Source organism: Lysinibacillus sp. FSL M8-0337 (assembly GCF_038593855.1).
Taxonomy (GTDB): Bacteria; Bacillota; Bacilli; order Bacillales_A; family Planococcaceae; genus Lysinibacillus; species Lysinibacillus sphaericus_D.
Genome location: NZ_CP151996.1, coordinates 2,570,275 through 2,596,777, shown reverse-complemented (window position 1 = coordinate 2,596,777; position 26,503 = coordinate 2,570,275). Strand labels below are relative to the sequence as shown.

Sequence of the window (26,503 nt, the reverse complement as noted above, 5' to 3'; positions counted from 1 at the left end):
GATGTTAACTATACACAATTTGCAGAAATCGTTTACTATTCATCATTTACAAAAGACCTTTCCAGCACTTGAAAATATATCGTTGCATGTGAGGGAGGGGGGCTTTTTAGGGATTGTCGGTAAAAGTGGCAGTGGCAAATCGACCATCTTAAAAAGTATTTATCGCACTTATATGCCGCAAGCTGGAAACATCATATTCCATTCAGAAGCCTATGGTGAGATAGATTTATTACAGGCAACGACTCGACAAATTGTTTATTTACGAAAACATGAAATTGGTTATGTGTCGCAATTTTTAAACGTCATGCCTCGAACGACTGCATTAGAACTTGTGACACAATCTTTACTAGATGTAGGTGTAGAACAAAAAGAAGCTATTGCCCGAGCAAAGCAAGCATTACGTCATTTTGATTTAGAGGAAAAATTATGGGATAATTATCCAAATAATTTTTCGGGTGGAGAGAAACTTCGTTTAAATATTGCTTGTGCGATAGTGAAAGAGCCACGCCTCCTTCTTTTAGATGAACCTACTGCTAGCTTAGATCAAGCATCGAAAGTTAAGGTAAGGGAATCCATCGAAAAGCTAAAAGCACAAGGAACTACTTTAATTGGTATTTTTCATGATTTAGAGTTTATGGAAGGCTTGTGCGATGATGTTTTTACAATGATGAAAATTAGCGACAAGGAAGTGTTAGCGTGAAAATAGATTTGCATACACATAGTCGTTATTCCGATGGTAGCGAAACATTGATGCAATTATTTCAGCAAGCGAAGGCAGCTGGTATCACACATCTAGGCGTTGTTGACCATGATACAACAGCTCACCATGCGGAGGGGCGTAAGCTTGCGGCACAATTCGATATCGAATTTATTGCTGGTGTTGAAATATCTGCCTATGACTTTAAGCGTCAGCGAAAAGTCCATATGCTTGGCTATGGTTTTCAAGGTCAATGTCCACATATTCAAGCACTTTGTACACCACTACTTGCTCGCCGACACGACCATTCATTATGGCAATTAGCGCGCATACAGGAGGCGGGGTTCCCGCTCGATGCAAAGCAGGCACTCGCCTTTGCCCGCGAAAGCGGTACATTATATAAACAGCATATAATGAATGCGTTGACAGAAGAGGCATATAGCTCAGAATATTATCAAACATTGTATCGCTCATTATTTAAAACAGGAGTAGCAGCAGGGGATATTGTTTATGTTGATGCATTTGAAGCATTGCAAGCCATTCATGCAGATGGCGGAGTGGCTGTCGTTGCCCACCCTGGTCAGTTAGACTCTTTCGATATCACGGAGGAGCTTGTGCAAGAGGGGCTCGATGGAATCGAGTTAATTCATCCTGATCACACATCTGTGCATATGGAACAGGTGCAACAATTGGCTCAAAAATATCATTTAATTACAACAGGTGGATCAGATTATCATGGTCGTTATGGTGCACCTGTACAGTTAGGGCAATATACATTATCCAATTTACAAACGGCCGTTTTTATTTAGTCAATGTAAAATTTTATTAAGAAAAATGCGGAGCTATTTTCAAGCGCTTTCTGAGATGATTAAATGGGGCATGTAGAGCAAAACTACAAAAACTGAAGTGAAAAAGGAGAAGAATAATGAACAAACGATGGTTATCCATTTTGATGGGCATGTTAACTGTACTTTTTTTAGCTGCTTGTAGTTCTTCGGACAATGGAACAAGTGAAACAAAGAAAGCCAATGCAAAATCAGATGAACCACTTGTAATGGTTTGGTATCCAAATGAATCAGGTTCTGAAATGGCTCCTTCTCGTGATGCTTTTGGTGCCATTTTTGAAAAGGCAACAGGGCGTAAAGTAGAACATAAATTAACGACAGATTATGCGATTGCGATTGAATCAATTGCCAATGGCAATGCACATATTGCTTTTATGGGAGCACAAGGGTATATCGAAGCAAAGGACAAAAGTAAAGATGTCGAACCCTTAGTTGTACCATCAGGAGAGTCTGGTACGTTAGACGATGCGGTCTATTATAGCTGGCTAGCTGTTCCAAAGGATAAGGCAGAGCAATATCAAAAGAATGACCAATATACGTTAGATACAACGGAAGGCAAAACGATTTCTTTCGTATCTGCTTCTTCAACATCAGGTTTCAAAGTACCAACCAGTTCAATTATTTCTCACTTTAGCAATAAAAATTTAACAGAAGAAGCTTTAATGGAAGGCAATGAAGTGTATCCAGAAGTGTTATTTGGGGATTCCCACCAAGGTTCAGCTGTCAATATGTTGATGGAGCGCTCTGATATCGCAGCATTTTGTGATACATGTGTGGAAGCTTATGTTGAGCTAGTGGAAGGAAAAGCAAGTACACCAGGTGCGGTTTATAAGGTAAAAGATAATGCTGCAGCACCGTTTAACACGTTAACAGGAAAAGAGTTTGTGCTGATACAGGTAACACCAGTACTTAACGCTCCATTCGTAGTTAATACGTCGGTATTAAGCGAAGAAGATATTAAGACATTAAAAGATCTCTTAATCTCAGATGAAACAACCAATAACAAAAGTATTTTTGTACCAAAAGATTCCGGCGATTCGGGATTGTTCTATCGGGCGGCGGACGAGCGTTTCTTAGAAGTGGAAGATGCTTGGTTTAATCCAATTCGCGAACTATCAAAATAATACTGTACAGGGCTTTTATCTTTAAAGATAGAAGCCTTTTTCAAAAAAGTTTCAGCGATTTTCCATGCTATTAGCTTTATAAAATAACGATACAAGGAGAGAGAATAATGACTACTATTGTATTGGAAAGACAGCCCCTACAGTCGGCATTTACTGTTGCTCCAGAAAGAGAGCAAGCAAACACGATTTTACAGCTAAATAACATTGCTAAAAGCTATGACCATAAGTCCATGGTGTTAAATGATATTAATCTTTCCTTGCAAGAAGGCGAGTTTGTATCCATTATAGGTCAATCGGGTGCAGGGAAATCGACATTACTACGCTGCATTAATCGAATGATTGAACCGTCCAAAGGAGAAATCATTTTTGATCAGCAAGATATTACGTCGATCAATAAAAGAGCAATGCGGCAGCAACGTGCGAAAATGGGCATGATTTTTCAGCATTATAACTTAGTTTCCCGCCTGACGGTATTTGAAAATGTGTTGCATGGTCGATTTGGTTATAAATCCACGATGCAAGGTGTCCTAAGTATTTATACAGAAGAAGAGAAACGACTTGCATTATCTATATTAGAGAAGCTGGATATGAAGGATCAAATTTATAAACGTTGTGACCAGTTAAGTGGTGGTCAAAAGCAACGAGTAGGGATAGCAAGGGCATTAGTGCAAGAGCCAAAGTTATTGTTATGTGATGAGCCTATCGCATCCCTTGATCCCAATTCATCGAAAGTTATTATGGATCATTTAAAGGAAATTTCACAGTCTATGGGCATTACTGTGTTAGTGAATTTACATCAAGTCGACGTTGCCATGCGTTATTCTGATCGGATTATCGGATTACGTAAAGGGGAGAAAGTATTTGATGATCTACCGAAGCAGTTAAACCAGCTTGCTATACGTAACATTTATGGAACAAGCGTACATGAATTAATTACGGAATAAGAGGATGCGGAGGGTATGATGACAGAGGCGAATATTTTACGTAGAAAAAAGTGGCGAATGACAGGGGTAATGGTCGCACTGATTGTATTAACGTACGGCTCAGCAGCCATTACAAAGTTTAATATAATAGAAGGGTTATACGCGATTCCTAGTACACTTGCATGGATGATTAACAATTTAGTGCCTTCAGCTGAAACAATAGAAAATATCCCAAAAGTATTAAAACGTCTTTGGGAGACGATTATTTTATCCGTCATAGCCTCTACTACAGCAGCCGTATTTGCTTTGCTTTTTGCCATATTGGGGGCGCAAACGACACAATTCAATCGTTTCTTCGGCTTTGTAGCAAGGTTCATTGCATCCATTTTTCGTAATGTTCCAGTAATCGCATGGGCGCTTGTTCTTGTTATTTCATTTGGACATAATGTTATAACGGGCTATTTCGCACTATTTTTCTCGACGTTTGGCTTTTTAGTTCGGATGTTTATTGAAACAATTGATGAGGCAAGTTCAGACGGAGTAGAGGCGTTAATGGCTACAGGGGCTACCTATTTTCAAATGGTATGGAAAGGCGTATTACCAGATACGATGCCTCAGATGCTTAGTTGGATATTTTATATGATTGAAACCAATATTCGAAGTGCGACATTAGTTGGATTATTAACAGGTACAGGTATTGGTTATTTATTTGATCTTTACTATAAAAAACTGGATTATAATATGCTGGGGCTTATTACCATTATGATTATCGCGGTTGTTTTTATTATTGAATTTACATCAAACAAAGTAAGGAAGGTGATCTCTTAATGCACGTGTCACCTTTAGAGACAAATGTCAAAGTAAGAAATGGTCGAATTCAAATCACTAAAACGACAAAGGCGAATATCGTCATGCGTCTTGTATTATGGGCACTATTGTTGTTTACACTAATTGGACCATTTTTCCTTGATTATGGGACCATTACATGGTCAACAGCCATTTCCTTAACGCTAGGTAATTTAAAGATGATGTTTTTAGAACCAGCCTTTCATCAAATTACATTTGCTACAGCGTTAAAGCAAATTAGTATGACACTTGCTTTAGCTTTTTTAGCAACGATTTTAGGAGCAGTCATCTCCTTTTTCCTTGCTATCTTTAGCGCGAAAAACTTAGCACCTTCAATGGTGTCAAATGGAATAATCGCTTTTAACTCATTTATTAGAGCTGTACCTACAGTTCTGTGGGTGTTAATCTTTGCGATTGTTGCAGGTCTCGGTGCAATTGCTTGTGTACTTGGGATGATGCTACATACCATTGCTTACTTAACAAAGGCATTTGCTGAATCATTTGAGGAGTTAGAAGAAGGTACTATAGAAGCATTGCGGGCGTCAGGAGCGAATTGGTGGCATATTGTATGGCATGCTGTCGTTCCGCAGTCTTCGTCCTATATGGTGTCGTGGATTTTCTTACGCTTTGAAACGAACTATGGTGTGGCAGTGGCGATGGGTGCAGCGGCGGCGGCAGGTGGTATTGGCTTTGAGTTATTTATGGCTTCTAGTTTTTACTATGATTTACACGAAGTTGGGATGATTACGTATTGCGCTCTTATTGTCGCCATCATCTTAGAGCTTGTGTCCCTTCGTATTAAAAGAAAATTAATGGCGAAATCATAAAATGAGGTGCAGAAGAAGATTTGACTTCGAACACACTGTAGGCAAGTTCTAATCCTAAAAGAAACGAACGATAATAAAAACAACACCCTAATGATGGTTATTTCATACATCAATTAGGGTGTTATTTGTCATTTAGATTTTAAAGCTACGTACCATCTGATTAAGCGCATCCGAAATGCTCGTTAATGTGTGCGCAACGCTTTGAATTTCTTCCATAGAAGCTAACTGTTCTTCTGTTGCAGCGACCACTTCGTGTGTACTTTCGGAATTTTCCTTAAAGAGTGAAGAAACGATTTCATATTGTTGGGTAACTGTTGTAAAATCGGCTGTTAGTTGTTCTGTTGTGGCAGCTATTTCTTGTACTTTACCAGTGACATGGGCAATGGATTGCCTAATATCTTGAAATTGTACGGAAGTAGTAGAGGTTAATTGAACCCCACTTCCGACATTTGTTTTCACTTTTTGTATCGTTTGAACGGTTTCATTGGTTGTCTCTTGAATACGTGTAATGAGTGCTTTGATTTGATTTGTCGAGCCACTGGATTGTTCAGCTAATTTCCGTACTTCTTCTGCAACTACGGCAAATCCTTTTCCATGCTCTCCTGCACGTGCAGCTTCAATGGCCGCATTTAAGGCAAGAAGATTTGTTTGATTGGCAATGTCATTTATCAATGTTGTGATTTCACCAATTTTGACAGCATCTTCAGCAAGTGAATTGATATTTTTATCTGTTTCGTCTACCGATTGTGCAATGGCCTCCATGGACGAAACAATTTCTTTAACGGATTTTTCTCCTTGATCCGCCTGTATACTAACTTCATTCGTATCTTCTGAAACATCAGCTGTATAATGTGTCATACTTTCTAAACTTTGCAATGCTTGCACGATGGCAATAGTGCTTTCGTGTAAAATGTTCGCTTGGCTATCCATACTAGTCGAGACATCTTGTATATTTTCCGTAATTTGATGCGAAGATCGTTTTGATTGTTCCGCACTCGCAGAAAACTCTTCGGAAGACGCTGCTACTCGCTCGGATGAAGAGCTAATTTGTGTCATCATCTGTTTTAATGAAGAAATGAAGTGGTTAAATGAAGCAGCTACTTCCCCTAATTCATCTTTGTTTTTTACTTGGATAGTTTTAGTTAAATCGCCGTTTCCTTGCGCGATATCGTTCATCTGAATGTTTAGTTGGCGCAATGGTTTTAAAATGGATTGGTAAAGTAAAACGCCTAATATGATTCCAGATACTGTGGCAACTATGGCAACCCCGAGTAGAAGTGCTTGGCTCATTTTAGACTGCGATTTTAAGCTGGCGCTTGCTACTTCTGTTTGTTGATCTATTTGTGCAATAAAACGTTCAAACGAAGGGTCAAGTACTTCTTTCCGTATTCTTCGTTCTTCTCCAAAATGAATGTCAGCAGCTTTCTTAGGGTCAATCGTATGATTGTGAATAACTAATTGAACTTGATTCCAATATTCTTCGTAATTTTCCTTAATGTCATCAATGGTCTGTTGCTCTGAAGATATGATGGAAAAGGAATATAATTGATTAAATTGCTGTATGATATCGTTTGATTTTTCCTCCATTTGTGATACAAATGTTGGATCATTAGTTAATAGTAATGCTCGCTCATCATTTGAGAGACCGGCAAGCCGATATTGTATTTGCTTCGTAATCACTTTAATTTCCATTAAATTATTTACATCATTATTTTGTGAGACAATTTTCGATAAAGACCATGTCCCGAAACTACCGACGGCCATGATTGATAACACAAAAATTGAAGTAACAAGAATAAGTCTTGTCTTAATACGCATACAAATCCTCCATCTATTTCGATAAATTAACTTTGCTTTAAGGAAGCAAAAGTGATAGAGATAAATAGTGATATGGTCGACTAACACCAAATGGGGTATTAACATCTTGCTTTTATAACTATTATCTTTTGCAATAAGTATTCATCTACTTGTAGTGTCCTTTATCAAACTATATGGCTTAACAGTTTGATATTCTTTTTCAGTACTTAAATAAAATAAGAGAAAAGCCCACAATGTGCTCATTGGCTTTATAAATAAAGTCACTTGCTTTGTCTTATATTATTTAAAGATAATGAATCTATTATTGCTAAATATTAGTTTATTTTAACATCACATGTGGTGATTGGCGAGAACTATGTGGTAGATTTTTGCTTTTTCATATAAACATAAAGTGAGTAGCCCGTAAATTTGAGTTACTAATCTTTTGTATCACAGAAATAATGGCAACAAAATGTAAAAAGACAGCTATTTTACTAAAAACAAAAAGGAAGTAAGCGTTTGCTTCATTATATAGAAGAAAGACGAAAGCTTCTGTATTTCCAGCAGGTACAAAAGGAAATGGGAAAGGTTATAACACAATAGACAAAAAGGTAAGCGCACAAAAAATGCCATCTTAGTATAAGATGGCATTTTTAAATTGTTGCAAGCAAATTCATTATCAAATAGCACAGACATAATGATGATTGTAGCATATCATAATGACAGTAAGCGCTCTCTTCATTAGTCATAAAAAACAGTTTTCAGGTAGCGACGTATGATAGGAAGCGGTTGGACACCATTTAATAAAGGAGACGAGCTAATTTGAAGCGCGTCTTTTCATGAACAATTGTAATCGCCATGCTCATATAGCGCATTTAAGCTAGTTCAAACGAAAATTTACACGATTATGTGACATATGCGAAAAAAATTTATAAAAACCTTAACTATTTCATATGAAATCCGTATAATAAATCAAACAGTGCGAAAATTGTCCATTTTTCTATCGACGAATTGCGTGAATTTTTTAAATTGTATTGACGTAGAGAACGATAATTTGTACACTGTGTACATTCAATTGTTTTTTGGAGGAATACATTATTTTAAAAAGTTAGGATTTGATAGATATGATCGTATGTAAATTTGGTGGAACATCTGTAGCAAGTGCAGAACAAATTCAAAAAGTAGCAAACATTGTAAAATCTAATCCGGCACGCAAAATCGTAGCCGTTTCAGCACCAGGAAAACGTTCTGGTGATGATATAAAAGTAACAGATTTACTAATTGACTTAGCGAATGCGGCATTACAAAATGAAAATATAGAAGAAAAACTACAAACAGTAGTCAATCGTTACAAGTCTATTGCTGACGGTTTACAACTAGATCATACGATTTGTGACGTTATTACAGAAGACTTGCGCGAACGTGTGCAAGGTGATCCTTCCAATGAAGAATTATTTATTGATAGCTTAAAAGCGGCTGGAGAAGATAACAATGCCAAGCTTATTGCAGCGTATTTTAACTCTATCGGTATGTCAGCACGCTATGTAAGTCCAAAAGAAGGTTTGGTCGTCAATGATTTACCTGAGCGTACGTTTGCCTTACCTGAAGCCTATACAAATTTAGCGCCATTAAAAGATACAAAAGAAATTATTGTTTTCCCAGGTTTCTTCGGTTACACTAAAGCGGGCATATTGCGTACGTTTGATCGCGGAGGCTCGGATATTACAGGCTCTATTTTAGCAGCTGCTGTTGAAGCGGAGCTTTATGAAAACTTTACGGATGTGGATTGTGTATTTTCCGCAAATCCGAAAGTCGTGAATGATCCAGTAGAAATTAAAGAAATAACGTATCGCGAAATGCGCGAATTATCCTATGCGGGCTTTTCTGTCTTCCATGATGAAGCATTAATGCCTGTCTATAAGATTGGGGTGCCAGTTAACATAAAAAATACAAATAATCCTTCAGCCCCAGGTACTCGAATTGTACCGAGTCGTCCTGCTACAGGTCGTCCGGTTACAGGTATCTCGGCAGACAGCGGCTTTTCAACGTTATATGTGTCAAAATATTTAATGAACCGTGAAGTAGGGTTCGGTCGTAAGCTTCTACAAATTTTAGAAGATGAAAATATTTCATATGAACATACTCCATCTGGTTTAGATGATATTTCGGTAATTATGCGATCCAACCAACTAACACCAGAAAATGAAGCGCGTATTTTAACGCGTGTGAAAAATGAATTGCAGGCAGATGATGTCCAAATGCGTCATGGATTCTCAATGATTGTGATTGTTGGGGAAGGGATGCGTAATAACACAGGTCTTGCGGCACGTGCAGCAACAGCCATATCTAAAACTGGAGCTAATATTGAAATGATTAATCAAGGCTCGTCTGAAGTAAGTCTTGTATTCGGTGTTCTACAAGAGTATGAAAATCGAATTTTACAAGCACTATATGGAGAATTCTTTGCACAAGTGCAAGCATAAGTGAACTCAATACGATAGTTTTATGATAACGATAAAATTATCTAAAAATAAAACGGAGCTACCTTATAAGTAATGCATTCATTGCTTATAAGGCAGCTTTTTCATTTTGGTAGTTACATGGATGTATGAATGCCTCCGAAAAATCAAACACTACTAGAAGGAATAGAGTTTTCTTTTATACAGTAATGCTGTAAAATCGAGTTCGTACATAGATAGGAGGTCGTAATAGATTGAAAAGTTTTTCAATGGGTATGATTTTGTCAGTTATCGGTATTTTAGTTGTCTGTTTAACCATTATGGACATTTTACCAGCATCGACGAAATCTATGAAAATTGTATTTGTTGGGATTGGTTGGGTTTTTATTATAGCCGGTTCAATTATTCGATTTAAAAATTTAAAGCAAAAGCAATAAGAAAATTAGCTAAAATGAATGTTGCAAACATCAAAGTTATGATACAATTTCAAAGAAATAAATAATTTCAATACGATGAAGTTGTTATTTTGTACTATACAAAAAATTCAGAAGGTTCAAATTTGCAGTGTATTCATAATTAAAGAATGAACAGTACAAATTCTTCTTGTAAGAATTTGTTTTTTTATTTACCTCCGCTACAAAATATGGGTTCTCCCGTTTGAAAGGGAGTAGTGAATAACCAATAAATTATATAATCAATAATGGAGGTAAGTAGATCATGATTGTACGTATGGAAGATATAAAAATAATAGATAATTATGTTACGATTCAAACAACAACTCCGATGAAAGTTGTCTCGTCAGCGATGCATAATCCAGGCTTTGGCTACTATACACATCTGCTGAATCGCTCTGTACCCAAAACGTACGATGAACGAAAACCACATCATGAATTACGGTGTTTTTTGCAATCAGCGGGTTTTCCCATCGACAAAACCGTTGCGATGATGACAGCGGTAGACGCTCGTTTCGCAACAATACGTGAATTTACATATGAAGGGTTGCATCTAGTTGTTATGATAACGGCAGGCTTGGGCAATGCCGTCGATATTACACGTGCATTTCATCGACAAGAGCAATATCACGCTGGAACGATTAATACGTGGGTGCTAATCAATGGGAAACTATCGGATGAGGCGCTGTTCCAGGCAATGATCTCTACGACAGAGGCAAAGGTTAAAGCACTAATAGATGAAAATATTACGGACCCTACTACGGGTACATTAGCAACAGGCACGTCAACGGATAGTTTGCTTATTGCATCGACAGAAGAAGGCGATTTCCATCAATATGCAGGCCCTATCACAATGTTGGGCAAAGTGATTGGACATGGTGTTTATGAAACGATGCGTGAGGCCATCCAAAAATACAAAAAAGAGAAAGAGGCGAATCCACTATGATGTTATTAGTGATTGCCTGTATCATTGGCTTATTATTTGATTTAGTTGTCGGTGATCCTCCCAAAATGCCACATCCAGTACGGTGGATAGGCAAACTTATTCAAGCGCAAACCGCCTTGTGGAATAAGGGCAATATGCGAAAATTTCGTGGGATGATTATGGCGCTTGCTGTCGTTGGAACGACCATGTTTGTTGTAACCGTGATTGTAGTGCTTAGTTATCAAGTGAACATCGTGTTTGGAATTCTAATAGAGGGGTTATTAATTGGCGTTGGACTAGCACAGCGTAGTTTAAAAGAAGCAGCAATAGCTGTCTATGAGCCTCTTGTCCAAGGAGATTTTGCAGAGGCACGTGTGAAATTATCGTGGATTGTTGGGCGAGATACCGATCAGCTTGATGAGGATGAAATTGTTCGGGGTGTAGTAGAAACAGTATCTGAAAATACAAGTGATGGTGTAACCGCGCCACTCTTTTATGCATTTTTATTTGGGGCAATTGGTTTATGGGGATACAAGGCAGTAAACACGTTAGATTCAATGATTGGCTATAAAAATGAAAAATACAAAGATTTTGGTATGTTTGCCGCAAGACTTGATGATGTCCTAAATTTTATTCCTAGTCGTTTAACAGGATTGTTGATGGTACTTGGTACAAAAAATGAAACAACGGTTTCGCTTGGCAAACGCTTAAAACGCTGGGTACAGGATGCTAAAAAACATCCTAGTCCAAATAGCGGTTATTTGGAAGCAGCAACTGCTGTACAGTTAGGCGTACAACTCGGCGGGAAAAATACATATCAAGGTGTTGCATCGTATAGAGCGACGATGGGTGAAAAACTTGTACCGTTAACGAAAGAGCATATTGCAACATCTGTGACTCATATGCGAATTGCTACACTGCTCTTTACGCTTGTTATGTTAGCAATGGAGGTGTTAATTTTTGCAATTACCTAATCATGGAGCAAATCCGCAAAATGTCTATCAGCAGCTCGGGCTGAAAATGCCGACAGAAGTATTTGATTTTAGTGAGAATGTCAATGCAGCAGGTCCTCCTCCTTTTGTTGAGGCACGCTGGCGCACATTTTATCCATTAATCCAGCGTTACCCAGATCCAGATGGTGAACCTTTTTTAACAAAGGTGGCCCATTTTCATCGCATTGAAAAACAGTCAATCGTCTTAGGGAATGGGGCATCAGAGTTATTTACTGTGTTAGCCAGACGCTATGTAAATAAACGTGTTATTGTGATTCATCCGACATTTTCGGAGTACGAACGGACGCTAAAGGCTGCCGGGGCGAATGTTGTGTCAATTGTTGTGGATGACGTTATAAACTATACATTACCAATGGCACGTCTTTATCAAGAAATGGTACATGCAGATGCAGTATATATCTGTACACCAAATAATCCAACAGGTGTTTTACCAAAAAAAGAAGAACTCCTCCGCTTAATAGCTTATGGAGCGGAAGTAGCCTGTGAACTCGTATTGGATGAGGCATTTATTGATTGGGTCAGTGAAGATCATTCGTTAATTGGCGAAGTTGCGCATAATCCACATGTTATTGTTGTGCGATCAATGACAAAAATGTATGCCATTCCTGGGTTAAGACTCGGCTATTTAGTTGCAAGCAAAATCATTGTTTCAGAGCTAAAAGCAATGTTGTCACATTGGAATCTCAACGCATTTGCGCTTGTTATCGGTGCGGGCTGTTTGGATGAGCATGATTATTGTCAACAGGCAATCGACTATGCCACAACTCAAAGAGAATGGCTCCGACGTTTTTTGCAAGATAACGGATGCCGTGTGACCAATAGTGTGACAAACTATGTATGCTTTTCATTGCCAAGCAACCAACATCCAGATACATTTTTTAGCTTTTGTTTAGGGCAAGGAATTGTCCTGCGCCATACAAAAAACTTTATGGGATTAAATGGTGAATGGTTCCGCATCGGCATTAAGGATGTAACAGCGATGACCTATTTACATAACTGTTTACAAACGTGGTTTAAAGCAAATAAGGGGTGAGAAAAGTGACAACTTTTTATCTAGTTCGACACGGGGAAACAGTTTGGAATAAAGAACATCGATTGCAAGGGTGGTTAGATTCTCCATTGTCTGAAAACGGCATTTTACATGCTAAAAAACTTGGCGAACAATTGAAAAACATTCCCTTTACTGCAGCGTATAGTAGCACAAGCGGTCGTGCAAAAGAAACATTACACTATTTAACGGCAGGTCGTAAGCTAGCAATTCACTATGAGGATGATCTACGTGAAATTTTTTTAGGACATTGGCAAGGGAAAACAGTGGAGAATATTATGGCGATTAACCGTTTTGACTATGAACTGTATACCAATTATCCAGCGCAATTTGTTGCCACTCACACCGAAAGCTTTGGCGAAGTAACAGAACGAGCGATGTATACGTTAAAAAATATAGCCCAACGTTATCCACATGAACATATTTTAATTGTGTCACATGGAGTAACGATTAAATGCATAATTAATGCCATATTAGAGCGGGGCATTGACCAGCTTTGGACAGCGCCACATATAGAGGGGACAAGCATGACCATCGTAGAACGTACTGAAGAAAGCTGGTACGTTAAGGTTATTGGTAGCACACAACATTTACAATAGAGAGGTGAAAACAGTGCCGCTAATTTTTATTTCAGGTGGGGTTCGCAGCGGTAAATCTCACTTTGCCGAACAAGAAGCTGTTTTGCGCTATCAAAATAAAGATTTAATGGACAAACGATTGATATATATTGCTTCTGGTGTTGCCATGGATGTTGAAATGGAAAAACGAATAGTGCGACACCAAGCAGATCGTTTAAAACAAGCGATTGCGTGGCATACAATTGAAGCACCTTATCAAATACAGGATGCCTTTCATATGTTAGTTGAAGGGGATATTGTACTTTGGGACTGTGTGACGACATGGCTGACCAATGCCTTTTATGAAGGATTTGATAGTGGAACGCCATGTGTAGAAAAGCCAGGTTGTCTAGAGGATAAAATATGGTTTATGAAAAGTGCAGTGTTGACGTTACTTGACAAAAAGGTGACGCTTTTTGTCGTTTCCAATGAACTTTTTGATGAACCGCCATATGGAAATGAGGAGGTCGAATTGTACCGCCAATTGCTCGGCAATCTCCATCAATGGCTTGTTTCGATTTCACAGGAAGCCTATGAAATCAATTATGGTATCGTCAAGAAATGGAAATAACCTTAAAGCTTTGTATGGTGTGATTGACACGCAAAAAGAAGCGAACGGGAATTTCTAGAAGGCACGTAGCATGGGAGATGACTTTACGTTGCTCCTGTAAACGTTTGCTTTTCGTGTCCTATTGGCAATGAGTCTTCTAGATTTTTTAATTTTCGCATGAATAAAAATTGGTTGAGATAACACGAAAGAAAGAAGGCAAGGCGATGAAAACTATATGGCACAGTGTATTGCTGGGATTTCAATTTTTTACAGTTTTGCCTGTACATAAAGAAATTCCGTTATCTAAACGGACAATTACTGGAATGTTTGCATTTTTACCTTGGATAGGTGCGCTGATGGGAGCTGTTGTTGCAGCGATAATCTACTGTTTAACACAATGGACAGCCAGCAGTGAAGTCCTCTTAACATTTATGATTATCGGTTTATTTGCATTATTTACAGGAGGCTTGCATCTAGACGGTTTTATCGATATGGGAGATGCTTATTTTTCTTATCGCGATCGCGACAAGCGACTTGAAATTTTAGATGATCCGCGAGTTGGGGCATTTGGTGTACTATCTGTGTTATTTCTAGTGTTAGGAAAATTCGTTGTGCTACATGAACTTTTTGTACAGAACAAACTTTCATTATGGATGCTTGTCTTTATCCCTTTATTGACACGTGTAGGAATGAGTTTCTATTTTCTATCGTTACAATGTTCGAAGGAAAAAGGACTTGCTTATTTTTTTAAAACACATATACATCATCGTTTACTGATAAGCTTGATGTTCCTTACGCTTATACTTGCTTATTGTGGTGTGTTCGTAGTTTTAAGCTTTTCAATGGTGCCATTGCTATTAATGGTCGTTTTAGTCATAGCATTTGTATTGTTTCGGCAGTTTACAGTGCGTAATTTTGGCGGAGTTTCTGGGGACTTGCTAGGTGCTTCAATCGAAGGAATGGAGGTTGTGCTATGGGTGACATTGTTACTGTTCGTTTAATGAGACATGCACCAACAAAAGAAAATGTGGAAAAGCGTTATATTGGCTGGACAGATTCTTCCTTAGCACATGCGTCGGTGCTTCCAATAGTCAATGATTCTGTCAGAAAAGTATATGGCAGTGATTTACGTCGTTGTCAAGAAACAGCGAAATGTTATTTTCCACAAGCTAGCTATATAGCCGATGCGAGATTTCGAGAGACGAATTTTGGTGATTTTGAAGGCAAAACATATGACCAATTAAAGACAGATTCTCGGTACCGTAGATGGTTAGATGACCCAATGAAAAATGCGCCACCAAAAGGTGAAAGATTTGATCAGTTTTGTGAGCGAGTAGTCGCAGGTTTTTTAGCGTTACCAAAAGATGAGGATGACTATTATCTCGTTGTTCATGGTGGGGTGGTGCGAGCGTTACTTGTTGCATTTGCTCCACAACAAGAGGCTTTTTGGTCATATCAAGTACCCCATAATCGCCTATTTACGCTAACGTTTTCCCGAGCAGCTTGGAAGGAGGGAGCTAGATGCATGTCTTTATCGGAGGAGCCTATAACGGAAAAACCGCTTATGTAGAGCGATTACTAAAAGATTATCACTATACGATAATTGATGGCGAACTACCAGATGTTGCACCTGATTGTGATGCACTAATTATTAAAAATTTAGAACAATGGCTCGTAAAACGCAATTTGGAGGAAGATGAAGCCATTATCCATCACATTTTGACAACACTTAAAAGCCTTGAAAAAAACTGTGTAGTGTATATGATTGTAACCGATATGGGACGTGGTGTTGTACCGATGGAAAAGCAAGCAAGACTATTGCGTGACACGTGTGGTCGCTTGTATCAGGCGTTATTTGCAGAAGCAAAACAAGTAAATCGTATTTGGTATGGCATTGCAGAACGTATTAAATAAACGAGGAGAATACTTGTAGAAAAGAGGAAATGGAATGAATCGACAAAAATTAATGAGTTTGACATTAACAGCCATGGTTGCGGCGATTTGTGCAGTTGGGGCAGTTATTAAAATTCCGTCTTTTGTATCATCGGCGGCACTCGACTCAGCGCCAGCATTTTTAAGCGTTGCATTTTTATCGCCTGTATTGGCAGGAGTAGCAGGGTTAATCGGTCATTTGATTACAGCACTGACATCTGGTTTTCAGCTTGGACCATTGCATCTTATTATTGCGGCCGAAATGTTTATTGTTGTATGGCTATTCGGTGTGATGCACAAAAAAGGTATGCATTTTTGGAAATGGCCGGTTGCGCTTATATTGAACGGTGTGATCGCACCACTCCCATTTTATTTCATCATTAGTCCAGCGTTTTTCTGGGGCTCATTAGCGAGTATTTTCATGGCAACTGTCATCAATTTATTGATTGTCGCTGTCGTGATGCCAATACTCTCGAAAGTGTTTGTTCGTAAGGCAGGGCGAGCAAATTGAGAAATGCAGTAAAAATAGGGAATCTGATTGTTACAACAGATAATGCTGCTGCCATCGGAGAAAAACCTCAAGATGTCGTATCGGCTCCGGATACATTAACGGCCTATTTAACTGGGCGCGTCACTTTTCTAGAACAGCTTGCAGGCGATGCTCTACCCAGTCATATTATTCTTGCCAACTTTTCAGGTGATGAGGCGTGGTCTCGTTATGTCGTAGGACTTGCGCAAGTTTTTGAAGAAGCAGGTCTACCATGTCCACCTGTAAATGGCAGTTCAGAATCCAATATGCCGACAGTGCAATCGGGATTATCTGTAACCATGTTAGGTGAAATACAAACAAGGTCGCCATTTGTTCGTGACAACCTGATTTGGTATACGTATGGACTGCCACTCGTTGGCAATGAAGTGCTTGCGCAGCCTGAAGATGTGGCCCAACTACAACCCATTTACCAAGCTTGGCGCGAGGAAATTGTGCAACAAGTTTGGCCGGTAGGTTCTCAAGGCTTACAAGCAGAATTTTCAAGACTTTTTGGGCAGCAACAAATTAAAAGTTCGTTGGATGTAGGAAAAACAGCAGGGCCATGTGCGGTAATTTTACTAGGAATCAATCCAGAAAAAGAGCAACTGGCACAAAAAATTTTTACTAGAAATTTTGAGAAACTGCGTAAAACTGCATTGGAATAGGGCTTGCTTCGAGCAAAAGTAGCGTTTACGAGAATACAAGGGGCAAAACGCCTATTGAAACGTTAAACACAATATGTTAGATTTGTTTAGGAGTTAAAACACTATATATAGTATATTGGACAAGCGGTACCAGTATGGTTTAAAAGGGAATTCGGAAATAGAGATATCTAAAGCCGAAGCTGTCCCCGCAACTGTAAGTGCTGACAAATAATTAGGATGCCACTGTGAAAGAACGGGAAGGCAATTATTTGAAGGAAGCATGAGCCAGGAGACCTGCCGAGTTGTTCAAGACAGCAACACATCTTCGGGGATTGAGAAGTGGAGGCGAGAGATTTGTCCACTTCGATGTGTACATGTCCTTCATTTCCATTTCCGATTTTACAGCGATTACGCAACCGAAACATGGTGTGTAATCGCTTTTTTGTGTGCGCTGATAGAAAGGGAGAGAATGGGAATATGACAATTCAAATCGAACAACAGATGGCTAAGTTAAAGAAAAGTTACACAGAGGAGGAGCTTGAAAGCTTTGTAAGATTATCGGATAGATGGCTACGAAAAAATGACAATGCTACATTTGAAGCTTGGGCGGATGCGATGATTTTACAAACACTTAGTCTTATTGATGAGGAAGAGCCATATTGGACATTTGTTGCTGCCCAAATTTACTTAGAAAAATTGTATGATCAATTTGCTACCCGTCGTGGCGTTGGGGTGGAAGATGTCTATAAGGTATTTCCAGAGCAACTTGCTCGCTATACCGAGGCAGGGCTTTATCATGACTGTTTAACGACGAAGTATAGTGAACTAGAGCTAGTCGAGCTTGCGTCTTATCTTGAACAGAGTCGTGATGAACTGTTTACGTATATCGGTTTAAAAACGTTAATGGACCGCTATGTTGTGCGTGATTATACAAAAACACCTGTAGAATTACCGCAAGAGCGTTGGATGGTCATTGCAATGACATTGATGCAAGATGAAACGGAAAACCGCTTAGAAAAAGTACGAGAATCGTATTGGGCGATGAGTAATTTATATATGACGGTTGCAACACCGACATTGTCAAATGCCGGAAAAACACATGGCCAGCTTTCAAGCTGCTTTATTGATACGGTAGATGATAGTTTACAAAGTATTTATGATACGAACACAGATGTTGCAACATTATCGAAATACGGGGGCGGTATAGGCGTTTACATGGGAAAAATCCGTAGTCGCGGCTCCTCTATTAAAGGGTTTAAAGGCGCATCTAGTGGAGTACTGCCTTGGATCAAACAGCTCAATAATACAGCGGTGTCAGTGGATCAGCTTGGTCAACGCCAAGGCGCAATCGCTGTTTATTTAGATGTTTGGCATAAAGATGTCTTTACGTTTTTAGATTTACGTTTAAATAATGGAGACGAACGATTACGCGCACATGATATTTTCACTGGTTTATGTTTACCAGATATTTTTATGGAAGCAGTCGAAGCGCGTGGAGAGTGGCATTTATTTGACCCACATGAAGTACGTGAGGTAATGGGCTTCTCACTCGAAGATTGTTATGATGAGCAAAAAGGACAAGGCTCTTTCCGAGATAAATATGCGTCGTGCATTGCCAATCCACTATTAAGTCGAGAAGTGGTGCCCGCAATCGATATTATGAAGCGTATTATGCGTTCACAGTTGGAAACAGGTGTACCATTTATGTTTTACCGCGATGAAGTAAATCGCATGAATCCAAATAAGCACGAAGGGATGATTTATAGTTCAAATTTATGTACTGAAATTTTCCAAAACATGTCGCCAACGCAATTCGAATCCATTACGTTAGAAGATGATGTGATTGTGACACGTCGTAAGCCTGGAGATTTTGTTGTATGTAATTTATCTTCTGTCAATTTAGGGAAGGCTGTTCCGGCTGGTGTGTTAGAGCGTTTAATACCGATTCAAGTGCGCATGTTAGATAATGTCATTGCCTTAAATACTATTCCTGTGAAACAAGCGGAGCGTACTAATGCTCGTTATCGTGGAATTGGGCTAGGGACATTTGGTTGGCATCATTTACTTGCCTTGAAGGAAATTCAATGGGAGTCGGATGAGGCAGTTGACTATGCTGATAAATTATACGAGCATATTGCATACTTAACGATTCGTGCATCGAGTGCACTTGCGCGAGAAAAAGGAGCTTACCCATTATTTGAGGGCTCTGACTGGCAAACAGGTGCTTATTTTGACAAGCGTAGCTACAACAGTGACAAGTGGCAAGCATTGCGTGCGGATGTCGCGAATTATGGAATGCGCAATGGGTATGTAATGGCAGTAGCACCAAATTCATCGACATCTATTTTGGCAGGCAGTACGGCAACGATTGATCCGATTTTCCAAAAGAGTTACTCCGAGGAGAAAAAGGATTACAAAATTCCTGTTACAGTACCGGACTTATCACCCGTAACGACTTGGTATTATAAGTCTGCTTACTTTATTGATCAAAACTGGACGATTAAACAAAATGCAGCACGTGCCCGTCATATTGACCAAGGCATATCGCTTAATTTATATGTGCAAAATACGATTCAGGCAAAAGACTTACTTGCTTTACATCTTAATGCTTGGGCAAGTGGCGTGAAAACGACTTATTATGTGCGTTCAACATCCGTTGAATTGCTAGAATGTGAGTCTTGTGCGAGCTAGGAGGAATAGAAAATGACAACAATTACGAAACGAAAAATGATGGATAAGGAGGCGCCAAACCGTTCGACAGCCATTGTGAACGGGCGCTCTTCTAATATTTTAAACTGGGATGATGTGCGTTTTAGTTGGGCGTACCCAAAATATAAAAAAATGCTTGGGAACTTTTGGACACCTTTTGAGATTAATATGAGCAATGATGTCAAACAATTTCCAACTTTATCAGCGGATGAACAGGAATCATTTTTGAAAATTATTGGTTTACTAGCGCTCTTAGACAGTGTACAAACGGATTTTGCGGGCAAGGTGGCGGACTATTTAACGGATTCGAGCCTTAATGCCTTAATGATTATTTTAGCGCAACAAGAGGTGATTCATAATCATTCCTATTCTTATGTTTTATCCAGTATTGTAAATAAAGATGAACAAGACCGGACATTTGACTTTTGGCGCACGGAGCCAGTGTTAGAACGTCGCAATGATTTCGTTATGAAAGGCTATCAAGCATTTGCAGAGGAACCAAACGTTGAAAATATGTTAGAGGCCATTGTCTATGATGTTATTTTAGAAGGCTTATTTTTCTATTCAGGCTTTGCCTTCTTCTATCATTTAGCGCGCAATCAAAAAATGGTGGCTTCGTCAACAATGATCAATTATATCAACCGTGATGAACAGCTACATGTGGATTTATTTGTGAAAATCTATCAGGAATTGCTAGCGGAATTTCCTGAATATGATACACCAGAACGAGCGGCGCGTGTGCAGGAGATTTTCCGCGAAGCGGTTCAACTTGAAATCGATTGGGCAAATGAAGTCATAGGTGAAAAAATCGAAGGACTCGATGTGGAAGATGTCCATGATTATGTCCATTTTTATGCGAATGTACGTTGCCACCAACTAGGGGTAGAGCGTCCGTTTGAGGGGTATAGAAAAAATCCATTAAAATGGATTAAAGCATATGAGGATGTAGACTTAGGAAAGACAGATTTCTTTGAGCAACGATCCCGTCAATATGTAAAAGTAAATGTAGAAGATAACGGCTTCGATGACTTGTAATTTAATATAATATAATTGTTTGAGTGCCTGTCACTCTATCCACTTGGCTTTTGCGTAGCATTATGTAAGTCACAACTCCCGCTTTTGTGCCGTATGTTGTGACTTTCTGTATGTGAGTTCCCGCAGAAGTTCAAGTGGATTTTTACTTTCTAGCCAGAAAATTGTTTAAGTGCCTGTCACTGAATGCAACTGAATTCAGTTGCCAATTGGGAATGATTTTCAGTTATAATGAATAGCGTATGTGATTTACAAGGAACGGAGACGAAAGAATGCAAGTAGTTAAACAGTTAGGGAGGTATTTAGGGCCCTATAAATTTTTTACACTGATTGCCCCTATTTTAATGGTGCTTGAGGTAACGATGGATTTAATCCAACCAACCATTATGCAACATATGATTGATACAGGAATAGCAAATGGTGACAATCCATATGTCTTTAAAATGTTCGTGTTAATGCTGATGAGTGCGGTTCTTGGACTAGTAGGGGGGATTGGGTGCTCTTTTTATAGTTCCAAGGCGGCTATTCACTTTGCCTCTGATATTCGTCAATCGTTGTATGAAAAAATGATGACGTATTCGGCAAAGGGACGTGATACTTTCACTACAGGTAAGCTCATTACCATTTTAACAAGTGATGTGGAAAGTGTTCAACGTGCGTTTATGATGACGTTACGTATTTTTGTTCGTGGCCCGCTGTTATTTATTGGTGCTGTTATTATTGTTTTTGTAACAGCTCGCGAGTTATTTTCTATTTTACTAGTAATTGTGCCGATTTTAATAATGGCCATGTATTTTTTTACAAAATATTCAGGTGTTTTATATCGAAAAGTACAAGAGGCTATTGACGGGGTTAATACAAAATTACAGGAGAATTTAGCGGGTATCCGTGTGGTGAAAGCGTTTCGACGTGAAAAGCATCAGGTAGAGCAGTTCGCTATGCACAATGACACGCTAACGAAACGTTTTATTACGGCAGAACAAATAGTAGGAATACTTGTACCGTTTACGATGTTTGTCGTCAATATCGGCATTGTTGCGGCACTTTGGCTAGGTGCCATTAAAGTGGAAACAGATACTTTGCAAGTTGGTGTCATACTTGCGTTTATAAACTATTTAACGATTATTTTAAATGGACTCATGTCTTCCAGTATGGTGCTAATGCAAATTGCTCGTGCTCTTCCTTCAGGGGAGCGTATTGTGGACGTCCTAAATAGGGAAGTGGCAGTGACAGAAGTAGCCCAGCCGATTACGACGTCCATCCAAGGAATGATAGACTTCCAAAATGTAAGCTACCGCTATTATGAAAATTCGGAGGATGTCCTGAAAAACATTACATTTTCTGTAAAGGTGGGGCAAACAATTGGGATAATTGGTAAAACGGGGAGTGGTAAATCAACACTAGTAAAACTATTACCACGACTAGTTGACCCGACAAGTGGAGTTATTTTGCTAGATGGAAAGCCATTACATCAATATGCATTGGAAACGTTACGAAAACATATTGGGTTTACCTCGCAAAAGGCTTTACTATTTTCAGGGACAATTGAAAAAAATATACGTTTTGGGAAGGAAGAAGCGACACAACAGGAATTACAGCTGGCACTTGATGCAGCTTGTGCAACTGAATTTGTTGCGAAACTTGAACAAGGGCTAGCACATGAATTGTCACAAGGGGCAACGAACTTATCTGGCGGTCAAAAACAGCGCATAGCACTAACCCGCGCATTTGTAAGACAGCCAGTTATCCTTGTCTTAGATGATACAACGTCCGCTCTAGATAGCGCATCTGAAAAGCAAGTACAGCAGGCGATTAACGAGCAATTTCAAGAAACAACAACATTTATTGTTGCATCTAAAATTACTTCCATTCAACAGGCAGATGTAATTATAGTGTTAGAGGATGGCGAAATTGTTGGGCAAGGAACGCATCAGCAATTAGTACAAAATAATGAACCGTACAAAGCAATCTATGCTTCTCAGCAAAAGGCTGGTGAACGACAATGAGTCAAAGTCAATCAAAGCAAATGAATTTTGGACGTGGACCACGAATAGGCGGACCAGCAGAAAAAGCTCAAAATCAAAAAACAACGCTCTTACGTGTATGGCACTATATCAAACAACAAAAAGTAGGATTGTACTGTTCGGTATTTTTCGTGATTGCTTCGACATGTTTAAGCTTAGCTGGACCATATCTAATCGGACATATTGTGGATGACTACATTATGAAAAAGCAAATAGGAGGGACAATTCGACTTAGTATTGTTCTTGCCTGTATATTTACTGTCGCATCTATTTTTACTTGGTTACAAACGTATGTCATGATTCATGTCGCGATGAAAACGATTCGCACATTACGTCTTGAACTATTTAAAAAACTGCAAACATTAACAGTGAAGTTTTTTGATCAACGCGCACTCGGTGATTTAATGAGCCGTGTGACCAATGATATTGATAATTTGAATACAGCGTTAGCCCAGAGTGTAACACAAATCGTATCGTCGATTTTAACAGTCATCGGAGTGAGCATCGCGATGTTTGTCTTGAGCTGGCAATTGGCTATTGTTACGCTCATTATTATCCCTTTGATTGTTTTCACAACTAAACAAATTGTCAAGCGCAGTAGTAAAAACTATGCAGCTCGTCAACGCGATTTAGGAAAGCTAAATGGAACGATTGAGGAAATGATAACAGGTGCAGAGGTCGTTACACTTTTCGGTAAAGAGCAGCAAGCAATCGAAACTTTTCGATTACAAAATAACAACCTTCGAAATTCAGCACAACGCGCCGAAATAACGTCCGGCTTACTAGGGCCAATCAACAACTTTATGAATAACTTAGGGCTAGCGGTCGTCATAGGTACAGGGGCATTTTTGACTGTGAAAGGTCTAGTAACTGTCGGAATTATTGCGGCATTTGTCACATACACGCGTCAATTTTTCCGTCCACTTAATCAACTGTCGAACTTATTAAATACGTTTCAATCAGCGATTGCAGGGGCAGAACGAGTTTTTGAAATTTTAGATGAACCTTCAGAAGTGGCAGATAAACCACAGGCAATTGATTGTCACAGATTAAAGGGAGAGGTTGCGTTTCAACAAGTATCTTTCAGCTATTTGCCAAATCAGCCGATACTAAAAAATATTACTTTCCATGCCAAGGCAGGAGAAACAATTGCACTAGTGGGTCCTACAGGCTCTGGTAAAACGACGATTATTAATTTGCTGACTCGTTTTTATGATGTGGATGCAGGTGAGATTCTTATTGATGGCCACAATATTGAGGAGTATAAAATGGCCACGATTCGAGAGCGTGTTGGCGTAGTATTACAAGATACCTATTTATTCACGGGCACTATTCGTGAAAATATTCGCTTTGGTAAGCTCGATGCGACCGATGAAGAGGTCGAAGAAGCGGCTAAAATTGCCAATGCGCATAATTTTATTAAATACTTACCAGCGCAATACGATACGGCTATACAGGCTGGAGGAGGAAATTTAAGCCAAGGGCAAAGACAACTCCTAGCGATTGCTCGCGCTATTTTAGAAAATGCTGATATTTTAATTTTGGATGAAGCCACATCTAGCGTTGATACGCAAACAGAGGTGGATATTCAAAAAGGATTACAACATTTAATGCAAGGACGCACAAGTTTTGTCATCGCACACCGTTTGAAAACGATTGAAAATGCCAATCAAATTTTAGTTATTCAACAAGGGGAAATTGTTGAACAAGGTAACCATCAACAACTGATGCAACAACAAGGAATTTACAACAATCTCCAGCAAAAACTACTGTTAGAACAAGAACAGCCAAGTGTCTAAACCCTTTTAAATTTCCTATAAAAAATGAATAGCAATCATTTACAGAACCCTTCATCTTAAGTGCACTAAATAAGATGGAGGGTTCAATTTTTGACAAGTAGTCGCATATAGATGGTAAAGAAAATGGATACGGCTACGTCTTAGGTCTTAGATGAAGTTAAAGCCAAGGGTCGTTTCCATATAGCGAGAATCAGATAAAATGAAATGAATAGGATATGAAAAAGTAGGAGGAAATAATGTGAAAAAAATATTGGTTTTAGCTTTCATGATGTGTGGCTCGTTGTTCGTTTTAAGCGGTTGTTTTTCTGTGATTCCAGAGAAGGAAAAAGAAGATACCTTTCAGGTAAAAAAGGATGATGCACAAAAATTAGATGTTGAAATAAATCTAGGTGTTGGGGAAATGACGGTTTCAAAAGGTGCGAAAGAATGGTTAGAGGGAAGTGCCCAGTATAATATTAATAAATTAGCACCAGAAGTGAAGTATAAGCTACGTGGCAATACAGGTGAAATTGATATTGATCATAAAGGCTCTAGTAAAGTAAAAATGGGGAATATAAAAAATTTATGGGATGTCCAATTAAATGAAGACATTCCAATGGATCTTTCGATAGAGACGGGTGCATCAAAAGCAATGCTCGATTTACGAGGACTGAAACTTGAAAAATTAGATATTGAAACAGGGGTAGGCGACCTAAATGTTGACTTAGGTGGCGATTGGAAAAAAAGCTTCAAAACAAATATTGAAACGGGTGTTGGGCAAACTACGGTCATTTTACCATCAGAAGTCGGTGTAAAAATAACGACCGAAAAAGGCATTGGTTCGATGAATCTAGAAGGCTTTATTGCAAAAGGTCAAGGGATTTATGTGAATGAGGCGTATGAAAAGGCAGATATAGTGCTTGAGGTGAACTCGGAGTTAGGCGTAGGCGACGTTACATTCAAACTAGATAAGTAATTACCTACGACAATACGATTAATTTAAGCGTCAAATACAACAGGTGAATTGTATTTGACGCTTATTTTATGTTAGCTTAAAGAAAGCAAGCGTAATTGAAGGAGCGAACGGATTGAGAATTTTTACATATAAACAACCTGTAACGATTGAATCGACGAAAGTAGTTCAAATAGTGAATGAGGAAGGAAACGTCTCATCAACTGTACAGCGGATTTACTCCAATGGATTGAAAAAAGCTTTTGACCGTACGATGGATTATCGATATTTTGTACAATTTGATGTCAGCACAGTGGACGGACAACGTCTTTTCTCCTGTAAAAAAGTATCGCGACGTGGGCGTGTGCATTTCAAAGGCAAGGACTTTGTAACAGGAAAAGACTATATGATTGCCTATGACGGCTGGCAAATCATGATTCCAGATTTAATCATAACAGATGGTCAACAAAAAATAATGCTGAATAAGGAGATGGAAGGCTGGTCTGTGTTTACGTTGGATGAACAGCCAATTGCACGCTGGCAAGCGGTTTATCAAGAAACACATTTTGATATTACGCTGGAAATTGAAGCAACGAGCCCGATTCAACATGAAGCATTTTTTATTGCCATAGGACAGGCTGTCTTATTTGTCGGAGCATAGTGTGAAAAGCACCTTTCATGAATGAAAGGTGTTTTTTTGATGTAATCAACTTCATCGTTATTGCACTATTATAATGTTAAATATAGTAAAATTAACTAAGAAGTTTCCAAACTTACAAT

At 38.9% G+C, this 26,503-nt stretch carries 25 protein-coding genes and 1 riboswitch; of the genes, 24 read left to right on the top strand and 1 reads right to left on the bottom strand.

Features of this window, described 5'->3' with window-relative positions:
• Position 1: 1 nt before the first annotated feature.
• The 6 genes from phnL to MKY08_RS12335 all read left to right on the top strand — a co-directional run bounded on the left by phnL (position 2) and on the right by MKY08_RS12335 (position 5,262).
• Entirely contained in the window at positions 2–700 is a 699-nt protein-coding gene (phnL, locus tag MKY08_RS12360; protein ID WP_069513250.1) for a phosphonate C-P lyase system protein PhnL, read from the top strand.
• Complete coding sequence (locus MKY08_RS12355; protein WP_069513251.1) at positions 697–1,506, top strand: PHP domain-containing protein; 810 nt, start codon at positions 697–699, stop codon at positions 1,504–1,506. Before phnL ends, MKY08_RS12355 begins: the two co-directional genes overlap by 4 nt.
• A gap of 116 nt (positions 1,507–1,622) precedes the next feature.
• Complete coding sequence (locus tag MKY08_RS12350; protein ID WP_069513252.1) at positions 1,623–2,666, top strand: PhnD/SsuA/transferrin family substrate-binding protein; 1,044 nt, start codon at positions 1,623–1,625, stop codon at positions 2,664–2,666.
• Between the two features lie 107 nt (positions 2,667–2,773).
• Positions 2,774–3,610: a phosphonate ABC transporter ATP-binding protein gene (gene phnC / locus MKY08_RS12345; protein ID WP_081328035.1), complete on the top strand. Its 837-nt coding sequence runs from the start codon at positions 2,774–2,776 to the stop codon at positions 3,608–3,610.
• A 15-nt stretch (positions 3,611–3,625) separates the two neighbouring features.
• Complete coding sequence (gene phnE, locus MKY08_RS12340; protein WP_342533500.1) at positions 3,626–4,417, top strand: phosphonate ABC transporter, permease protein PhnE; 792 nt, start codon at positions 3,626–3,628, stop codon at positions 4,415–4,417.
• Entirely contained in the window at positions 4,417–5,262 is an 846-nt protein-coding gene (locus tag MKY08_RS12335) for an ABC transporter permease subunit (RefSeq protein ID WP_069513254.1), read from the top strand. Before phnE ends, MKY08_RS12335 begins: the two co-directional genes overlap by 1 nt.
• A gap of 132 nt (positions 5,263–5,394) precedes the next feature.
• On the opposite strand, the gene MKY08_RS12330 is transcribed toward MKY08_RS12335, so the two are convergent.
• Positions 5,395–7,080, bottom strand: a complete 1,686-nt coding sequence (locus tag MKY08_RS12330; RefSeq protein ID WP_069513255.1) for a methyl-accepting chemotaxis protein — start codon at positions 7,078–7,080, stop codon at positions 5,395–5,397.
• 1,103 nt (positions 7,081–8,183) lie between these two features.
• Here MKY08_RS12330 and MKY08_RS12325 point away from each other — a divergent pair.
• The 18 genes from MKY08_RS12325 to MKY08_RS12240 all read left to right on the top strand — a co-directional run bounded on the left by MKY08_RS12325 (position 8,184) and on the right by MKY08_RS12240 (position 26,384).
• On the top strand, positions 8,184–9,542 hold the full coding sequence (locus tag MKY08_RS12325) for an aspartate kinase (RefSeq protein ID WP_069513256.1): 1,359 nt from the start codon (positions 8,184–8,186) through the stop codon (positions 9,540–9,542).
• Between the two features lie 230 nt (positions 9,543–9,772).
• On the top strand, positions 9,773–9,955 hold the full coding sequence (locus MKY08_RS12320; protein WP_069513257.1) for a hypothetical protein: 183 nt from the start codon (positions 9,773–9,775) through the stop codon (positions 9,953–9,955).
• 280 nt (positions 9,956–10,235) lie between these two features.
• The gene (locus MKY08_RS12315) at positions 10,236–10,916 is read left to right on the top strand and encodes an adenosylcobinamide amidohydrolase (RefSeq protein WP_256093230.1); all 681 of its coding nucleotides are present in this window, start codon (positions 10,236–10,238) and stop codon (positions 10,914–10,916) included.
• Complete coding sequence (gene cbiB / locus MKY08_RS12310) at positions 10,913–11,869, top strand: adenosylcobinamide-phosphate synthase CbiB (RefSeq protein ID WP_069513259.1); 957 nt, start codon at positions 10,913–10,915, stop codon at positions 11,867–11,869. Before MKY08_RS12315 ends, cbiB begins: the two co-directional genes overlap by 4 nt.
• Positions 11,856–12,941: an aminotransferase class I/II-fold pyridoxal phosphate-dependent enzyme gene (locus MKY08_RS12305; protein ID WP_069513260.1), complete on the top strand. Its 1,086-nt coding sequence runs from the start codon at positions 11,856–11,858 to the stop codon at positions 12,939–12,941. The genes cbiB and MKY08_RS12305 overlap by 14 nt, the downstream gene beginning before the upstream one ends.
• 5 nt (positions 12,942–12,946) lie before the next feature.
• On the top strand, positions 12,947–13,555 hold the full coding sequence (locus tag MKY08_RS12300) for a histidine phosphatase family protein (protein ID WP_069513261.1): 609 nt from the start codon (positions 12,947–12,949) through the stop codon (positions 13,553–13,555).
• Positions 13,556–13,568: 13 nt separating this feature from the next.
• Positions 13,569–14,144 (top strand): bifunctional adenosylcobinamide kinase/adenosylcobinamide-phosphate guanylyltransferase, encoded by a 576-nt coding sequence (locus MKY08_RS12295; RefSeq protein ID WP_069513262.1) that lies wholly within the window; start codon positions 13,569–13,571, stop codon positions 14,142–14,144.
• A 203-nt stretch (positions 14,145–14,347) separates the two neighbouring features.
• Positions 14,348–15,124: an adenosylcobinamide-GDP ribazoletransferase gene (gene cobS, locus MKY08_RS12290; protein WP_069513263.1), complete on the top strand. Its 777-nt coding sequence runs from the start codon at positions 14,348–14,350 to the stop codon at positions 15,122–15,124.
• Positions 15,097–15,693, top strand: coding sequence for a histidine phosphatase family protein (locus tag MKY08_RS12285; RefSeq protein WP_069513264.1), 597 nt, complete (start codon positions 15,097–15,099; stop codon positions 15,691–15,693). Before cobS ends, MKY08_RS12285 begins: the two co-directional genes overlap by 28 nt.
• Positions 15,645–16,037: a bifunctional adenosylcobinamide kinase/adenosylcobinamide-phosphate guanylyltransferase gene (locus tag MKY08_RS12280; RefSeq protein WP_069513265.1), complete on the top strand. Its 393-nt coding sequence runs from the start codon at positions 15,645–15,647 to the stop codon at positions 16,035–16,037. The genes MKY08_RS12285 and MKY08_RS12280 overlap by 49 nt, the downstream gene beginning before the upstream one ends.
• Before the next feature lie 34 nt (positions 16,038–16,071).
• Positions 16,072–16,566 carry an ECF transporter S component gene (locus tag MKY08_RS12275; RefSeq protein ID WP_069513266.1) on the top strand — a complete coding sequence of 165 codons (495 nt, stop codon included), beginning with the start codon at positions 16,072–16,074 and terminating at the stop codon, positions 16,564–16,566.
• Positions 16,563–17,249, top strand: coding sequence for a hypothetical protein (locus MKY08_RS12270; protein ID WP_069513267.1), 687 nt, complete (start codon positions 16,563–16,565; stop codon positions 17,247–17,249). Before MKY08_RS12275 ends, MKY08_RS12270 begins: the two co-directional genes overlap by 4 nt.
• Before the next feature lie 107 nt (positions 17,250–17,356).
• Positions 17,357–17,545: riboswitch (cobalamin riboswitch) on the top strand.
• Between the two features lie 160 nt (positions 17,546–17,705).
• Positions 17,706–19,919: a ribonucleoside-diphosphate reductase subunit alpha gene (locus MKY08_RS12265; protein ID WP_069513268.1), complete on the top strand. Its 2,214-nt coding sequence runs from the start codon at positions 17,706–17,708 to the stop codon at positions 19,917–19,919.
• Between the two features lie 12 nt (positions 19,920–19,931).
• Positions 19,932–20,972 carry a ribonucleotide-diphosphate reductase subunit beta gene (locus MKY08_RS12260; RefSeq protein WP_024360953.1) on the top strand — a complete coding sequence of 347 codons (1,041 nt, stop codon included), beginning with the start codon at positions 19,932–19,934 and terminating at the stop codon, positions 20,970–20,972.
• A 269-nt stretch (positions 20,973–21,241) separates the two neighbouring features.
• A complete protein-coding gene (locus tag MKY08_RS12255; RefSeq protein ID WP_069513269.1) occupies positions 21,242–22,975 on the top strand; it encodes an ABC transporter ATP-binding protein in 1,734 nt (577 codons plus the stop codon).
• Positions 22,972–24,792, top strand: a complete 1,821-nt coding sequence (locus MKY08_RS12250; protein ID WP_069513270.1) for an ABC transporter ATP-binding protein — start codon at positions 22,972–22,974, stop codon at positions 24,790–24,792. Before MKY08_RS12255 ends, MKY08_RS12250 begins: the two co-directional genes overlap by 4 nt.
• A 238-nt stretch (positions 24,793–25,030) precedes the next feature.
• A complete protein-coding gene (locus MKY08_RS12245) occupies positions 25,031–25,747 on the top strand; it encodes a toast rack family protein (RefSeq protein WP_069513271.1) in 717 nt (238 codons plus the stop codon).
• 112 nt (positions 25,748–25,859) lie between these two features.
• A complete protein-coding gene (locus tag MKY08_RS12240) occupies positions 25,860–26,384 on the top strand; it encodes a hypothetical protein (RefSeq protein WP_024360949.1) in 525 nt (174 codons plus the stop codon).
• The last annotated feature ends 119 nt before the right edge of the window (positions 26,385–26,503 follow it).

Bases quoted from the DNA above. Each gene is read 5' to 3' on its own strand.
- phnL (WP_069513250.1), top strand. From the start codon at position 2: ATGTTAACTATACACAATTTGCAGAAATCGTTTACTATTCATCATTTA.
- MKY08_RS12350 (WP_069513252.1), top strand. From the start codon at position 1,623: ATGAACAAACGATGGTTATCCATTTTGATGGGCATGTTAACTGTACTT.
- phnC (WP_081328035.1), top strand. From the start codon at position 2,774: ATGACTACTATTGTATTGGAAAGACAGCCCCTACAGTCGGCATTTACT.
- phnE (WP_342533500.1), top strand. From the start codon at position 3,626: ATGATGACAGAGGCGAATATTTTACGTAGAAAAAAGTGGCGAATGACA.
- MKY08_RS12335 (WP_069513254.1), top strand. From the start codon at position 4,417: ATGCACGTGTCACCTTTAGAGACAAATGTCAAAGTAAGAAATGGTCGA.
- MKY08_RS12330 (WP_069513255.1), bottom strand. From the start codon at position 7,080: ATGCGTATTAAGACAAGACTTATTCTTGTTACTTCAATTTTTGTGTTA.
- MKY08_RS12325 (WP_069513256.1), top strand. From the start codon at position 8,184: ATGATCGTATGTAAATTTGGTGGAACATCTGTAGCAAGTGCAGAACAA.
- MKY08_RS12315 (WP_256093230.1), top strand. From the start codon at position 10,236: ATGATTGTACGTATGGAAGATATAAAAATAATAGATAATTATGTTACG.
- cbiB (WP_069513259.1), top strand. From the start codon at position 10,913: ATGATGTTATTAGTGATTGCCTGTATCATTGGCTTATTATTTGATTTA.
- cobS (WP_069513263.1), top strand. From the start codon at position 14,348: ATGAAAACTATATGGCACAGTGTATTGCTGGGATTTCAATTTTTTACA.
- MKY08_RS12285 (WP_069513264.1), top strand. From the start codon at position 15,097: ATGGGTGACATTGTTACTGTTCGTTTAATGAGACATGCACCAACAAAA.
- MKY08_RS12280 (WP_069513265.1), top strand. From the start codon at position 15,645: ATGCATGTCTTTATCGGAGGAGCCTATAACGGAAAAACCGCTTATGTA.
- MKY08_RS12275 (WP_069513266.1), top strand. From the start codon at position 16,072: ATGAATCGACAAAAATTAATGAGTTTGACATTAACAGCCATGGTTGCG.
- MKY08_RS12265 (WP_069513268.1), top strand. From the start codon at position 17,706: ATGACAATTCAAATCGAACAACAGATGGCTAAGTTAAAGAAAAGTTAC.
- MKY08_RS12260 (WP_024360953.1), top strand. From the start codon at position 19,932: ATGACAACAATTACGAAACGAAAAATGATGGATAAGGAGGCGCCAAAC.
- MKY08_RS12255 (WP_069513269.1), top strand. From the start codon at position 21,242: ATGCAAGTAGTTAAACAGTTAGGGAGGTATTTAGGGCCCTATAAATTT.
- MKY08_RS12250 (WP_069513270.1), top strand. From the start codon at position 22,972: ATGAGTCAAAGTCAATCAAAGCAAATGAATTTTGGACGTGGACCACGA.